The sequence below is a fragment of the Micromonospora sp. NPDC049301 genome, from assembly GCF_040678715.1.
Lineage (GTDB): Bacteria > Actinomycetota > Actinomycetes > Mycobacteriales > Micromonosporaceae > Micromonospora.
Map to the genome: position 1 here is coordinate 1 of NZ_JBFAQO010000003.1, position 14,267 is coordinate 14,267.

Consider the following 14,267-nt stretch of genomic DNA (forward strand, 5'->3'; position numbering starts at 1 on the left):
TGGCCCCGCCCACCCCACACCGACACCCAAACCGGACACCACACCCACCCGGGCCAACCCTGAACCGGACAGTCAGCGCGCAAGCGCCCGGACGGCCTGTGCAGGTCCATGCATCCCGCCGGTGGCCTCCGACCCGTCCCAGGGCACCCGCCGAGACTGAGCCACCCCACCGGTGGTCGGCCGAGATCGAGCCATCCCACGGGTGCCGGCGAGGTCCGACCCGTCCCTCGCCCCGGACCCACCCTCGCCAGGGTGATCCAAGGCCGGAACACCTCGATCACCTGGGTGCGCCACCGGGTGCAAGATCTGCGCACTTTCCGGGAAACTGCGGCCTCGACGCTTCGGGAGGCAGCACTTTCCCGTAAGTTGCGCGGATTTTGCCAGCGGGGCGTGGACCGCGTGGGCGTGTGGATCAGGTGGCGTCGAGCAGGGCCAGGACCGCGTCCCGGGCGGCCAGGACGGCCGCCTCGGACTGCGAGGTGTGGTCGAGGATGTCGAAGGAGTGCTGCCCGTCCGGCACCTCGATCACCTGTACCGGCCGGTCGTGTGTCGTCGCCGCCGCGAGGAATTCCTCGATGCCGGCCAGGACCGGCGGGATGTCCCGTCCCGCCCTGGTCAGCACCAGCGGGACGCCCCCACCCGTGTCGAGGGCCCGGACGGGTAGGAACCGCTCATCGATCTCCCACCCGGGCATCGGGATGAGCAGCGGGTAGGTCAGGGCGATCCCGCGGAGCCACGGCGGCGCGGCGCGCAGCCAGTCGGCCGACAGCAGGCCCCCGCCGGAGAAGAACCAGAGCACCACCCGGTCGGGGTCGACCCGGGGGTCGGCGCGGACCTGCTCGACCATCCCGGCGATGTCGTCGGCGGTGGCGGGCAGCGCCGACAACTCGGTCACCTGGTAGCTGATCAGCGCGGCGACCAGGCCGCTGTCGGCGAGCAGCGCGCCGTAGCCGCGGTAGAGCAGCCAGTCGCGGGGATCGGGAACACCGGGCGGCAGCGGGGCGCCGTGCACCAGCACCACCGCGGGTGCGGGACCGGCGACGGCGGGCAGGTGCAGATCGACGCTGCCGTGCCGCTCGATGGGCGCGGCGGGGGTGGACAGGACGAAGGGTCGCTGAGCGACGGGCGTCGTCATGACCGTGATGATATCGATCATGGTCGTGCGTAGCTGCCCCGTCGACCGTCCACGGGGGAGCGTCGGGCGGGTGGTCAGGCCCGGTCGGTGGGCTTCGTGGCGTCGCCGGCCTGGGCGTGCCGCTCGAGGAGCCGCTGCCGGATCTCCTCCGGGGTGTACGCGCGCCGACGCCGTTCGGCCCGCGCGATGACCACACCGGAGGCCGCGACCCCGGCGAGGCCGGCCAACCCGAGGACCTTCCACCACCGCATTCGTTGCCGCATCGGCCTAGGCTAGACCCTCATGAGCATCAGCCTGGACGAGGCCGTCGAGTTGACCCGCACCGGCGACGTGTGGGTGTTCCGGGGTCGTAGCGTGCCGGACCGGGCGATCCAGTTCACCACCAACAGTCCCGTCAATCATGTGGGCATGGCGGTGGTGCTGGACGACATGCCGCCGCTGATGTGGCACGCGGAGCTGGGCAGGTCGCTGCCGGATCTGTGGTCGGGCACCCACCAGCGCGGTGTGCAGCTGCACGACCTGCGGGACGCGGTCTGCGTCTGGGCCAACCGGTACGGCCAGCGGGCCTGGCTGCGGCAGCTCGACCCGCCGGCGGACGGGGAGATGGAGCGGGCGGTGCTGCGTACCATCGCGCGGCTGGACGGGACGCCGTTCCCGTCCACCGCGCAGTTGGCCTGGCGGTGGGTGCGCGGTCGGGTGCCGGCGCTGCCACGACCTGGTCGGCCGGCGCGGCCGTCGACTTCGGCCGCGTCGGGCGGGTCGTCGGCGGCGCGGGACCGGGCGCTGGAGACGGCGTACTGCGCCGAGGTGGTGGCGGTGACCTACGAGGCGATGGGGCTGCTGCCCGCCGGCCGGCGTCCGAACTGGTACGACCCGGGACGGTTCTGGAGCGGGGACGATCTGGGGCTGGCCGCCGACGCGCGGTTGGGTACGGAGATCGAGGTCCACGTCCCGCCGCGCTGAGGTTTGACCTGCCCGGTAACCGGCAACAGCTGGGCGGTGAACGCCTCCACGGATCTCGACGCGCTGACCGACTTCTTCGACCGGTACGGCGTGGCGTTGACCTCCGGCGACCTGCCGGCCATCGCCAGCTGCTACGCGCTGCCCGGGTTGGTGGTGGCCGACACCTACAGCTTCTCGTTCAACTCGCCGGCGGCGGTGGCGCTGTCCTTCGTGGGCGCCGCACCCGACTACCAGGACCGGCAGCTGGTGGCGGCGCACGCCCGGATCGAGGACGTGCAGCCGATGTCGGCGTTGCTGACCATGGTGGCGGTGGAGTGGGAGTTCCTGGACAGTCGGGGGCAGGCGGTGCCGGGGGAGCGGTACAGCTATCTGTTGCGCCTCACCGGTGAGGGGCCGGTCATCTCCACGGTCGTCCGGACGGCCTGACCAACGGCGCGATCGAGCCGTTTTCCGCACCGGGCCGGCTGGTCGGCCCGATCCGTACCCGCCCGGTTTCCGGGCTGGCCGGTGCTGACTACGCTGGCGCGTCGGCGGGGACGAGGGGAGACCTGATGGCGGTGCGGGCGGACGGTGCGGACGGTTCGCGGGCGGCCCGGGTGCTGGCATCGGTGCCGTGGATCGTGGTGCTGCTGGGCGTCTGCGCTCTGGTGGTGTTGCTGGTGGTGGCGCTGCTGTCGTTCCGTACCCGGGAGCGGGAGGCCACGTCGCAGGCGGCGCCGCCGGCGTTCCTGCCGACGGTGCCGGCCGCCGCGTCGGTCACTGGCGCGCCGAGTCCGACCGGGGCGGAGCGGCGCACGGCGTCGCCGAAGCCGTCGCGGAGCAGCCGGCCGCCGTCGCCGAGGGTCAGCACCAGCTCGCCGGCTCCGAGCCGGACGAGCACTTCGGCGGCGCCGGTGGTGCCGCTGGGCCCGGCGGAGGGGACGCTCACCGCCCGGTACCAGGTCGGAACGGATGGCCGGAACGGGACCGAGGCGGAGTTGTCGGTCAGCAACGGGTCGGGTGGGGCGCTGGACTGGCGGGTGGAGTTGGCGTTCGACGACGACGTGCGGGTGCTGCGGGTCAGCGGCGACTCGGAGGTCTCGGTGTGGTCGCGTGGGGACGGCGAGTTCGTGCTGCGCGGCACCCGGTCGCTGGGTCCGGGTGACACCCGGACGCTGCGGCTGCGGCTCGGCTGGGACGACTCGGGCGAGCGGCCGCTCCGGTGCACGGTCAACGAGGTCGACTGCCAGCTCGCTTGACAGCCCGGTTCGGCGGGCGGCCGGGCGCTTCCGGGTCTTGCCGCCGGTAGCTACGCTGCCCGGACGGCCCGCTGAGGGAGGTTCATGTCCGGCATGCGTCGCGCCCCGCGACCGTCCCGTGGTCCGGCCGCTGTCGTGTCGTCGCCCTGGATCGTGGTGCTCGCCGGCGTCGTGGTGATGGTCGTCCTGCTGTTCGTGGCGCTGGGCGCGTACCGGGGTCGTAGTCCGGTGCCGGACGCGGCGCCGCCGCCGGCGCTGCCGCTGCCGCAGGGGCCGGTCCCGTCCACCGTGGCAACGCCGACGCCCTCCGGATCGTCGACGGCGCCGCCGCGGCCGGGGCTGTCGCCGCGCGCGAGCGGGCTGTCGCCGAGTGCCTCGGCCGGGTCGCGGCCGCCGACGGCCGGCCGGACGGGCGGGCCGGCGTCGAGCAGGCCGGCGAACCGGCCGGCGCAGGGCGCGCCCGTGGTGAGTGGCCGGTACCGGGTCGTGCAGAGCTTCGACGGGGGTTTCATCGGCGAGGTGCTGATCGTCAACGCGGCCGGCGAGGACCGGGGTTGGACGGTGCGGTTGGACTTCGCCGGTGGGCGGCTGGTGACCGCCTGGGTCGAGGGCGTGCCACAGGGGACGGTGCGGCAGAGCGACGACGGCTTCACGTACGCGAGTGGGGTGCGGGTGCCGGCCGGTGGGTCGGCGTCGTTGCGGTTCCACTGGGAGCGGGCGTCGAGCAGCCCGCAGGTGTGCACGGTCGACGGGGTGCGCTGCTCCGGGGTCTGACCTGGACGGTGGTCGGCGGACGCACGGCCGGTGCGGCGCACTTCCGCAAGGACGCTGCTCTGTTACGACTTTGTTTGCAAGGTATTGCAGATTGTTTCGGCAAGGGTTAGCGTGCGGCCAATCACGACCAGAGGAAGGCCGTCGATGAAACCGCCGCCCACACCGCGCACCACCCTGCTGGCCCTCGCCTCCCTGCTCACCCTCACGCTCGTCGGCAGTCCGGTCGCCGTGCACCCAGCCGCCGCGGCCCCCCGGCCGTCCGGCACCGATCCCCTCGCTGCCGCCGGCGCGGTCCAGTGGCGCGACGAGCCCACCGCCGAGGAGCTGCTGAAGGCGGGCACCGACACCGCACGCGCCGAGCAGTTCTACTTCGTACTGCCGGACCGGTTCGCCAACGGCGACCGGCGCAACGACCAGGGTGGCCTCGCCGGCGACCGGCTGCGCACCGGGCTCGACCCGACCGACAAGGGCTTCTACCACGGCGGCGACCTGAAGGGCGTCATCGACAAGCTCGACTACATCCAGGGGATGGGCACCACCGCCATCTGGCTCGCCCCGATCTTCAAGAACCGGCCGGTGCAGGGCTCGGGTGACGACATCTCGGCCGGCTACCACGGCTACTGGATCACCGACTTCACCCAGGTGGACCCGCACTTCGGCACGAACGAGGAGATGAAGCGGCTGGTCAGGCTCGCCCACCAGCGCGGCATCAAGATCTACCTCGACGTGATCGTGAACCACACCGCCGACGTCATCAAGTACGCCGAGGACAGGTACGCCTACGCGGACAAGGCGACCTCGCCGTACACCGACGCGCAGGGACGGGCGTTCGAGGACCGCAACTATGCCGACGGCAGCCGCGCCTTCCCTCAGGTGAATCAGTCGTCGTTCCCGTACACCCCGACGTTCGCCGACCCGAAGGACGCCACGGTCAAGGTCCCGGCCTGGCTGAACGACGCCACGATGTACCACAACCGGGGCGACTCCACCTTCGCCGGTGAGAACAGCGAGTACGGCGACTTCTTCGGCTTGGACGACCTGTGGACCGAGCGCCCCGAGGTGGTCCAGGGCCTGACCAGGGCGTACGGGGACTGGATCGGCGCGACCGGCGTCGACGGGTTCCGGCTGGACACCGTCAAGCACGTCAACATGGACTTCTGGCCGCAGTTCAGCCAGGGCATCGAGCGGGCCGCCGAGCGCGCCGGCAAGAAGGACTTCTTCATGTTCGGCGAGGTGTACAGCGCCGACCCGGAGATCAGCTCCAGCTACGTCCGGCAGGGTGGCCTGCCGGCCACGCTCGACTTCGCGTTCCAGGAGGCCGCGCGGGGCTACACCGCCGGCGCCGGTTCGGCGAAGGCGCTGGCCGACGTGTACGCCCGCGACGACCTCTACGCCGCGCGGGACACCGACGCCGGTCGGTTGACCACCTTCCTCGGCAACCACGACATGGGCCGGATCGGCTCGTTCATCGCCGGCGGGGGCACCGACGCGGCCAGCCACCTGCGCCGCGACCAGCTCGCGCACCAGCTGATGTTCCTCACCCGCGGTCAGCCGGTGATCTACTCCGGCGACGAGCAGGGCTTCACCGGCCCCGGCGGGGACAAGGACGCCCGGCAGGACATGTTCGCGTCGTCGGTCCCCGACTACCTCGACGACGACCTGCTGGGCACGGACCGCACCCACGCCAGTGACCAGTTCGACCCCACCCACCCGCTGTACCGGACCATCGCCGAGCTGGGCCGGCTGCGCCAGGCGCACCCGGCGCTGCGCGACGGCGTGCAGGTCACCCGGTACGCCGCCGACGGTCCGGGTGTCTTCGCCGCCTCCCGGATCGCCCCCGGCGACCGCACCGAATACGTGGTGGCGGTCAACAACGCCGACACCGCGCAGACTGTCACCGTGGACACCTGGTCGGCCGGCGCCACCTTCACCGGCATCTACGGCGGCGACGCCACCGGACGGGCAGGCGCCGACGGCAAGCTGACCCTGACCGTGCCGCCACTGTCGGCGGTCGTGCACCGGGCCGGCACGCCCGTCGCGCAGCCGGCCGGGAAGCCGACCATCACCATCACCACCCCCGCCCCGGACGCGCTGGTTGCCACCCGGGCCGCGGTCACCGCCCAGGTGACCGGCGACCCGCTGGCCACCGTCACCGTGGCGGCCCGGGTCGCCGGCGGCCGGTGGACGCTGCTGGGCAGCGCCGACCGGGCGCCGTACACCGTGCAGCACGACCTGACCGGGCTGGCCGGAGGGACGCCGGTGGAGTACAAGGCGGTGGTCCGCGACGGGCGCGGACGTACCGCCACCGCCCGGTCCACCGCGATCGTCGGCACCCCGGCCCAGGGCGCGTCCCGGGAGTGGGCGGTGGTGCACTACCAGCGTCCCGCCGGCGGGTACGACGACTGGGGCCTGTACGCCTGGGGTGACATCGATCCGGCGTACGCCACCGAGTGGCCGAAGGGGCAGCCGTTCGCCGGGGAGGACTCCTACGGCCGGTTCGCCTGGGTGAAGCTCAAGCCGGGCGCGAAGTCGGTGAGCTTCCTGGTGGTCGACTCCAACGGCACGAAGGACGTCGGCGCGGACCGCAGCATCGACGTCACGCAGACCGGCGAGGTCTGGCTCAAGCAGGGCGACCCGGCGATCCACCCGACCCGGCAGGCGGCCACCGGTGAACCGGACCCACCGGTCGAGGAGGGCACCGCGGTCATCCACTACCGGAGGGCCGACGGCAACTACGACGGTTGGGGCCTGCACCTGTGGGACGGCGCCGCCAACCCGACCGAGTGGTCCGCGCCGTTCGAGCCGACCTCCGTCGACGCGTTCGGGGCGGTGTTCCGGGTGCCGCTGGCCGCCGGGGCGACCGGGCTGAACTACATCATCCACCAGGGCGACACCAAGGACCTGCCCGACGACCAGCGGATCGACTTCGCCAGCGCGGGCCGGGAGGTGTGGCTGCTCGCCGCCACCCCGGGACGGCTGCTGCCGTCGACCGCGACCGGCGCCGGCCGGGACACCGACATCACCAAGCAGAAGGCGCACTGGATCGACCGGTCCACCGTGGCCTGGCAGACCGGCCCCACCGACGGCCGGACGTACGCGCTGGTCACCGCCCCGACCGGCGGGGTGGGTGTGGCCGACGGGGAGCTGACCGGGACGTACGCGACGCTGCCGCTGCGGGCGCAGCGCAACGGGCTCACCGAGGCCCAGCGCGCCGCGTTCCCGCACCTGTGGTCGTACCGGAGCTTCACGCTGGACCGGGCGGACCTGGCCAGGGTGCCGGCGGCGCTGCGGGGGCAGCTGCTGGTCACCGAGCGCGACGCCGAGGGTGCCCTGCTCGCCGCGACCGGCGTGCAGATCCCCGGCGTGCTCGACGACGTGTACGCGCCGGCCACCCAGGTCGCGCTCGGGCCGACGTTCGCCGGCCGTACGCCGAGCCTGGCGCTGTGGGCGCCGACCGCCCGGACGGTGTCGCTGCACCTGTTCGACTCGCCCACCGCGCAGCCGACGACGGTGCCGATGCGCCGGGACGACCGCACCGGCGTCTGGTCGGTGCGCGGCAGCCGCGCCTGGACGGGGAAGTACTACCGGTACCAGGTGCAGGCGTGGCAGCCGGCGGCGCAGCGGATGGTCACCGCCTCGGTGACCGACCCGTACTCGGTGGCCGTGGCGGCGGACTCCACGCACAGCCAACTGGTCGACCTGAGCGATCCGGCGCTGGCCCCGGCGGGCTGGCGGACGCTGCGCAAGCCCGCGCCGGTGCCGGCGGCGAAGGCGCAGGTCTCCGAGCTGTCGGTGCGGGACTTCTCCATCGCCGACGACACCGTGCCGGCCGAGCGGCGGGGCACCTTCCTGGCCTTCACCGACCCGAAGACCGCCGGCATGACCCACCTGCGGGCGCTCGGCGACGCCGGTGTCACCCACCTGCACCTGCTGCCGGCGTTCGACTTCGCGACGATCCCCGAGAAGCGGGCCGACCAGCGTCAGCCGGCCTGTGACCTGGCCGCGCTGCCGCCGGACTCCGCCGAGCAGCAGAAGTGCGTGGCGGCGGTCGCCGAGGCCGACGGCTACAACTGGGGCTACGACCCGCTGCACTACACCGTGCCGGAGGGCGGCTACGCCGTCGACCCGGTCGGCGCCGCACGGACCACCGAGTTCCGGCGGATGGTGGCCGGGGTGAACGACGCCGGCCTGCGGGTGGTCATGGACGTGGTCTACAACCACACCTCGGCGGCCGGCACGGACGCGAAGTCGGTACTCGACCAGGTGGTGCCCGGCTACTACCAGCGGCTGCTCGAGGACGGCACGGTGGCCAACTCGACCTGCTGCGCCAACACCGCGCCGGAGCACGCCATGATGGGCAAGCTGGTGGTCGACTCGCTGGTCACCTGGGCCCGGCAGTACAAGGTGGACGGTTTCCGGTTCGACCTGATGGGTCACCACCCGAAGGCGAACATCCTGGCGGTGCGCACGGCGCTGGACCGGCTGACCGTGGCCCGCGACGGGGTGGACGGCAAGGCGATCCTGCTCTACGGCGAGGGCTGGAACTTCGGCGAGGTGGCCAACGACGCCCGGTTCGTGCAGGCCACCCAGGCCAACATGGCCGGCACCGGCATCGGCACCTTCAACGACCGGCTGCGCGACGCGGTGCGCGGCGGTGGACCGTTCGACGCCAACCCCCGGGTGCAGGGCTTCGCCTCCGGGCTCTACACCGACCCGAACGGCGATCCGGTCAACGGGTCACCGGCCGAGCAGAAGGCGCGGCTGCTGCACGCCCACGACCTGATGAAGGTGGGGCTCACCGGCAACCTGCGCGGATACCGGTTCACCGACTCCGCGGGGCGGCAGGTCACCGGCGCGCAGGTGGACTACAACGGCTCGCCGGCCGGCTACACCGCTGCGCCGGGCGAGGCGGTCACGTACGTCGACGCGCACGACAACGAGATCCTGTACGACGCGCTGGCGTACAAGCTGCCGCAGTCCACCGCCGCGGCGGACCGCGCCCGGATGCAGGTGCTGGCGCTCGGCACGGTGGTGCTGGGCCAGGGCACCGGGTTCGTCACGGCCGGCACCGAGCGGCTGCGGTCGAAGTCGCTGGACCGCAACTCGTACAACTCCGGTGACTGGTTCAACCAGATCCGCTGGGGCTGCGAGCGTGGGAACGGGTTCGGCGCCGGCCTGCCGCCGGCGCAGGACAACGAGGACAAGTGGCCGTACGCGAAGCCGCTGCTGGCCGACCCCGCGCTGGTGCCGGACTGCGCGGCGATCACCACCACCGACGCCCGGTACGCCGAGCTGCTGCGCATCCGGGCGTCGTCGCCGGTGTTCGGGCTGAGCAACGCCGAGCAGGTGCAGCAGCGGGTGGCGTTCCCGCTCTCCGGGGAGGCGGAGACGCCCGGCGTGCTGACGATGACGCTGGACGGTCGCGGCCTGGACCCGCGGTGGACGTCGGTGGCGGTGGTCTTCAACGGCACCCCGGACGCCGCGACCCAGCGGCTGCCGGGCCTGCGGGGGGCGGACGTGTCGCTGCACCCCGTCCTGACGACATCGGCCGACCCGACGCTGCGGACGGCCGCGTTCGATCGGGCCACCGGCACGTTCACCGTGCCCCCTCGCAGCGTGGCGGTCTTCGTGCAGCGATAGGGCCCATGTCGACGTCCCTCGCCAGCCCAGGCTCGACCGAGGACTCCGACACAGACCCTGGTTCGCAGGGTGCGGCCCCCTGCCACCTCTGGTGGCAGGGGGCCGACCTTTTCCGTCACTGTTTCCCTGTCGCGTTGCTCAGTTGAAGCAGTCCTCGACGGTGTTGGCGCAGTTGGTGGGGTCGTTGTCGGTGATGGTGGAGTCGTCGTCGAGCTTGACCTTGCCATCGTTGTTGAAGATGCCGCCAGCGATTCCCTTGTCGTGCTTGTCCTTGCCCTTGTCCTTGCCCTTGTCCTTGTCCTCGTTGCCGTTGTCGGCCTTGTTCTTGGTGACCTTGGTGTCGGTCAGGGTCACCTTGCCTTCGTTGTTGTAGATGCCTCCGCCGTTCTTGCCGGCGAAGTTCTCCTTGATCTTGCTGTCGCGCAGGACCAGGGTGGCCGCGTCGTCCTCGCGGTCCTTGTCCTTGGACCAGGAGCCCTGCCAAGCGGCCGGGCCGGACATGCCGCCCCAGTTGTGCTCGTCCTCGAACGGCTTGCCGTTGAAGATGCCGCCGCCGAAGCGGCCGGCGCTGTTCTCGAGGAGCTCGCTGTCGGTGACGGTGGCGGTGCCGCGGTTCTCCTCGTCCTTGTCCTTGCCGCCGTTCCACAGGGCGGTGTTGTGCTTCTTGTCGTCCTTGCTGCTGACGTTGTAGATGCCGCCGCCGTCCTTGTGGGCCTTGTTCTTCTCGATGTTGCTCTTCTTGACCGTCAGGACGGTGTCGACGGCCGCGATGCCGCCGCCGTTCTCGCCGGCGGTGTTGTTCTTGACGAACGTCCAGCTGACCTCGACGAAGCCGTCGCTGCTGGACAGGCCGCCGCCGTTCTTCTTGGCGGTGTTGCCCTCGATCAGGGTCTTCTCGATCGTGACGGTGCCGGCCTTGTTGTTGTCCTTGTCGTCGTCGTGACGGCCGCCGCCGTTGACGTTGTCCTTGCCGTACGGGTCCTTGCCGTGCTCGTCCTTCTTCTTGTCCTTGTCGCCGTGGCCGTTGGCGACGCCGCCGCCGTCCTTGCCGGCGGTGTTGTTGGTGATGCGGGACTCGCCGCCCTTGCCGTCGCGGGACCCGGACACCTTGAGGACACCGGCGTTGAAGATGGCGCCGCCGTCCTTTCCGGCGTGGTTGTTGTCGAAGGTGCTGCTCTCGACGTCAAGCCGGCCGAAGTTGGCGACCGCGCCGCCGTTGTTCTCGGCGCTGTTGAGGAAGAACTTGCTGTTCACCAGGTGCGCCTCGCCGCCCCGCTCGACCAGCAGGCCACCGCCGTCGCCCTCGTGCTCCTTGTCGTCCTTGCCCGACTCCCAGTCCTTGCCGGACTCCCAGTCCTTCTTGTCCTTGCCGGACTCCCAGTCCTTCTTGTCCTTGCCGGACTCGTCGCCGTGCCAGCCGTTCTCGCCCGGCTTCGTCGCGGCGGCTGCGGGCTCCGCGGCCACCGGCTTCGCAGCCCCCGGCTTCGCAGCGGTCGCGGGCTCCGCGGCCACCGGCTTCGCAGCCCCCGGCTTCGCAGCGGTCGCGGGCTTCGCAGCCCCCGGCTTCGCAGCTTCCGGCTTCGCGGCGGTCGCGGGCTCCACGGCCGCCGGCTCCACGGCCCCGGGCTTTGCGGCGGTCGCGGGCTCCACGGCCGCCGGCTCCACGGCCGCGGGCTTTGCGGCGGTCGCGGGCTCCACGGCCGGGGCGGCCGCGGGCTCCACGGCCGCCGGTGCCGGGGCAGGCGCGCCCCCACCGGACCCGGACTGGTAACCAGGAACCGCCTTCTTCGCCGGCTCCTTGTCCTTGTCGTGCTTGTCGTCCTTGCGACGGTCTTCGCCAGCGGCACCGTTGCGGACCTCGACGTCCTTCAGCGTCAGGTCACCGCCGTTGGCGACGCGGAAGATCCGGAACCCTTCCTCGGCCTCCCGCTTGATCGTCGAGCCGTTGCCCTCGATGGTGATCTCCTGCTTGATCGTCGGCAGGCCCGCCTCGGACTTCTTGTCGTGCTCGTCGAGTTCGTAGGTGCAGTTGGGGGCCAGCTTCAGCGTGCCGCCATCGTCACGGTTGGCCAGGTCGAGGGCCTCGACGAGGGCATCGTCGTCGCACTCCACCTCCCGCACCCGGTCCTTGTCGTCCTTGTCCTTGTCCTTGTCGTCCTTGTCCTTGTCCTTGTCGTCCTTGCCCTTGTCGTCCTTGCCCTTGTCGTCCTTGCCCTTGTCGTCCTTGGCCTCGTCCTTGGCCTTGTCCTTGCCGTCGTCGCTGACAAGCTGGGAGGTCGACCACTTGACGTCGGTCAGCCGGTGCGGACCAGTCACGCCCGTGGTGGCGTAGGCGACGCCCGTGAGGCTGACCGCCCCAGCGAGGCCGGCGACGCCGGTGATCAGCCAGAGTCGGCGCCGGCGAAACGGTGAGTTCTTGTCGCGCGCCGCATCATCGTTGTTGCGAAGGTTGTTGGACATCGGAGCTCTTTGCCCTCTCCTTGTACCGACAAGGTCGCTTCGCCGTGGCGAGGCGGCCTTCGCTACAAATCGGTTGTAGCTGCCAAACAACACCGTATGGGAAACTTCCTCACCATGCGTGTGTATCCGAATAAACCCCACATATCGCATGCAGGGGCGCGGACGGCAGGACGGCGGACGGCCAGTGCCGGTCGGGCATGACCGGTGCGGGGAACGCGGCTGGCGGCGGAAAGCCGACGGACGCCACCAAGACGTGGGCCGTGAGGGAAAGCTCGCGGGAATGCCGAGGAGGTGGCTGGCGGCGCAAAGCTCGCGCGGCGGTCGTGGAGGGTCAACGGTGATGCGACGGGCAAGAGCAGCGCACATGACGGCGGGCCCCACCGCTGGCATCCACGACGAGCACGTCGCAGACGCCGGCGGCGAGGCCCGCGTTGTCGTACGTTCGGGGGTCAGCCGGGCAGGCGCTGCCCCGCCTCGCGCTGCTCGGCCAGCCAGGTCTCCACCTCGTCGGAGGTGCGGGGGAGGCCGGCCGACAGGTTCACCGCGCCGGTCGCGGTGACCAGCACGTCGTCCTCGATCCGCACGCCGACGCCACGCAGCTCGGCGGGGACCAGCTCGTCCTCCGGCTGGAAGTACAGACCCGGCTCGACGGTGAGCACGTAGCCCTCGCCCAGCGTGCCGTCGCGGTAGGTCTCCTTGCGGGCGTTCGAGCAGTCGTGCACGTCGATGCCGAGCATGTGGCCGAAGCCGTGCAGCGTCCACCGCCGGTAGACCGACGACTTCTCGTCCATCGCCTCGTCCACGCTCACCGGCAGCAGGCCCAGGTCGGCCAGGCCCTCGGCGAGCACGCGCATGCAGGTCAGGTGGACGTCCTTGAACTTCACCCCGGGCCGGATGGCCTCGATGCCGGCCTGCTGCGAGGCGTACACGATGTCGTAGACCTGCCGTTGCAGGGCGGTGAACCGCCCGCTCACCGGCAGCACCCGGGTCACGTCGGCGGTGTAGAGGTTGGCCCCCTCGACACCCATGTCCATCAGCAGCAGGTCACCCGGCCGGGTGGCGCCGTGGTTGTGCACCCAGTGCAGGATCGTGGCGTGCTCGCCGGCGCCGACGATCGAGCCGTACCCGACGTCGTTGCCGTCGTGCCGGGCCCGCAGGGCGAAGACGCCCTCCAGCAGCCGCTCGGAGACGGCGCGGTCGGCCGGCAGGATCCGGGCCACGTCCTCGAAGCCGCGCACCGTGGCGTCGATCGCGTCCTGGAGTTGGCCGATCTCCCACTCGTCCTTGACCAGCTTCTGCTCGGAGATGGCGATCGCCAGCTCCCGGTCGCGCGGTGGCTGCCCCTCGGCGCGGACCCCGTCGTACGGGCGGACCGCGGCGTCCACCTGGGCGTCGAAGCCGCGCAGCACCCGGGTGCGACCCGGCGCCAGGTCGGCCAGCGTGGCCTCCAGGGCGGTCAGGTCGGCGGTGGGCAGGCCCAGCTCGGTGGACTTCTCGCTGAGCGTGTGCCGCCGGCCCACCCACAGCTCGCCGTGCCGGCTGCGGAAGAACTCGTCGGTCTCCCGCGACGAGCGGGGCCGCATGTACAGCGTGGCGTCGTGCCCGGAGCCGTTCGGGCGCAGCACGAGCACGCTGTCCGGGTCGTGGTCGCCGGTCAGGTAGGCGAAGTCACTGCCGGGCCGGAACGGGTAGCTGGTGTCGTTGGCCCGGACCTTCTCGGTGCCGGTCGGGATCACCAGCGTCTCGCCGGGGAACGCCGCCGAGAGCGCGGCCCTGCGCTTGGCGTAGTTGGGGGCCTCCGGCCGGGGCGCCACCGGGAGCGCGCTGTCCCGCCAGCCCTGCCGCATGAAGGACAGGAACGCCTCCGGGAAGTCCGGATCGTGCGATTCCGTACCGTCCGTCGGCGTACCGTCGGTGCGTCCCTCGGTCATTGCGCCGCTCCCTCCGTGTCGTTGCTGGTCCCGACGGTACCGCGCGCCCGGTTCGCCGTGCCGCCCGCCGGAACGCTCCGGATCGACGGACGGCTGCGACGGGCCTCGGGCGCGCGTGGGAAGATG

The 14,267-nt window shown here is 71.8% G+C and carries 9 protein-coding genes; 5 read left to right on the plus strand and 4 right to left on the minus strand.

All coding sequences use genetic code 11. The features are described from left to right. Positions 1–412: 412 nt before the first annotated feature. Positions 413–1,135 carry a hypothetical protein gene (locus tag AB0K07_RS09990; RefSeq protein ID WP_363752849.1) on the minus strand — a complete coding sequence of 241 codons (723 nt, stop codon included), beginning with the start codon at positions 1,133–1,135 and terminating at the stop codon, positions 413–415. A gap of 74 nt (positions 1,136–1,209) precedes the next feature. Next, complete coding sequence (locus AB0K07_RS09995; protein ID WP_363754342.1) at positions 1,210–1,398, minus strand: hypothetical protein; 189 nt, start codon at positions 1,396–1,398, stop codon at positions 1,210–1,212. Positions 1,399–1,417: 19 nt separating this feature from the next. On the opposite strand from AB0K07_RS09995, the gene AB0K07_RS10000 reads away from it, so the two are divergent. From AB0K07_RS10000 to pulA, 5 genes are all read left to right on the plus strand, one after another. Then, the gene (locus AB0K07_RS10000) at positions 1,418–2,098 is read left to right on the plus strand and encodes a hypothetical protein (RefSeq protein ID WP_363752851.1); all 681 of its coding nucleotides are present in this window, start codon (positions 1,418–1,420) and stop codon (positions 2,096–2,098) included. A gap of 36 nt (positions 2,099–2,134) precedes the next feature. Next, a complete protein-coding gene (locus AB0K07_RS10005; protein ID WP_363752853.1) occupies positions 2,135–2,524 on the plus strand; it encodes a hypothetical protein in 390 nt (129 codons plus the stop codon). 125 nt (positions 2,525–2,649) lie between these two features. Further along, complete coding sequence (locus tag AB0K07_RS10010) at positions 2,650–3,336, plus strand: hypothetical protein (protein ID WP_363752856.1); 687 nt, start codon at positions 2,650–2,652, stop codon at positions 3,334–3,336. 84 nt (positions 3,337–3,420) lie between these two features. Beyond that, entirely contained in the window at positions 3,421–4,110 is a 690-nt protein-coding gene (locus AB0K07_RS10015) for a cellulose binding domain-containing protein (protein WP_363752858.1), read from the plus strand. Between the two features lie 144 nt (positions 4,111–4,254). Further along, positions 4,255–9,750, plus strand: a complete 5,496-nt coding sequence (pulA, locus tag AB0K07_RS10020) for a pullulanase-type alpha-1,6-glucosidase (RefSeq protein ID WP_363752861.1) — start codon at positions 4,255–4,257, stop codon at positions 9,748–9,750. A 138-nt stretch (positions 9,751–9,888) separates the two neighbouring features. Here pulA and AB0K07_RS10025 read toward each other — a convergent pair whose 3' ends face one another. Beyond that, positions 9,889–12,351 carry a hypothetical protein gene (locus AB0K07_RS10025; RefSeq protein ID WP_363752864.1) on the minus strand — a complete coding sequence of 821 codons (2,463 nt, stop codon included), beginning with the start codon at positions 12,349–12,351 and terminating at the stop codon, positions 9,889–9,891. 308 nt (positions 12,352–12,659) lie between these two features. Then, complete coding sequence (locus AB0K07_RS10030; protein WP_363752867.1) at positions 12,660–14,141, minus strand: aminopeptidase P family protein; 1,482 nt, start codon at positions 14,139–14,141, stop codon at positions 12,660–12,662. Positions 14,142–14,267 lie beyond the last annotated feature (126 nt).

What these genes read in the sequence shown, in the direction of transcription:
- AB0K07_RS10010 (WP_363752856.1), top strand. Translation starts at nt 2,650, where the DNA reads ATGGCGGTGCGGGCGGACGGTGCGGACGGTTCGCGGGCGGCCCGGGTG.
- AB0K07_RS10000 (WP_363752851.1), top strand. Translation starts at nt 1,418, where the DNA reads ATGAGCATCAGCCTGGACGAGGCCGTCGAGTTGACCCGCACCGGCGAC.
- AB0K07_RS10015 (WP_363752858.1), top strand. Translation starts at nt 3,421, where the DNA reads ATGTCCGGCATGCGTCGCGCCCCGCGACCGTCCCGTGGTCCGGCCGCT.
- AB0K07_RS10030 (WP_363752867.1), bottom strand. Translation starts at nt 14,141, where the DNA reads ATGACCGAGGGACGCACCGACGGTACGCCGACGGACGGTACGGAATCG.
- pulA (WP_363752861.1), top strand. Translation starts at nt 4,255, where the DNA reads ATGAAACCGCCGCCCACACCGCGCACCACCCTGCTGGCCCTCGCCTCC.
- AB0K07_RS09995 (WP_363754342.1), bottom strand. Translation starts at nt 1,398, where the DNA reads ATGCGGCAACGAATGCGGTGGTGGAAGGTCCTCGGGTTGGCCGGCCTC.
- AB0K07_RS09990 (WP_363752849.1), bottom strand. Translation starts at nt 1,135, where the DNA reads ATGACGACGCCCGTCGCTCAGCGACCCTTCGTCCTGTCCACCCCCGCC.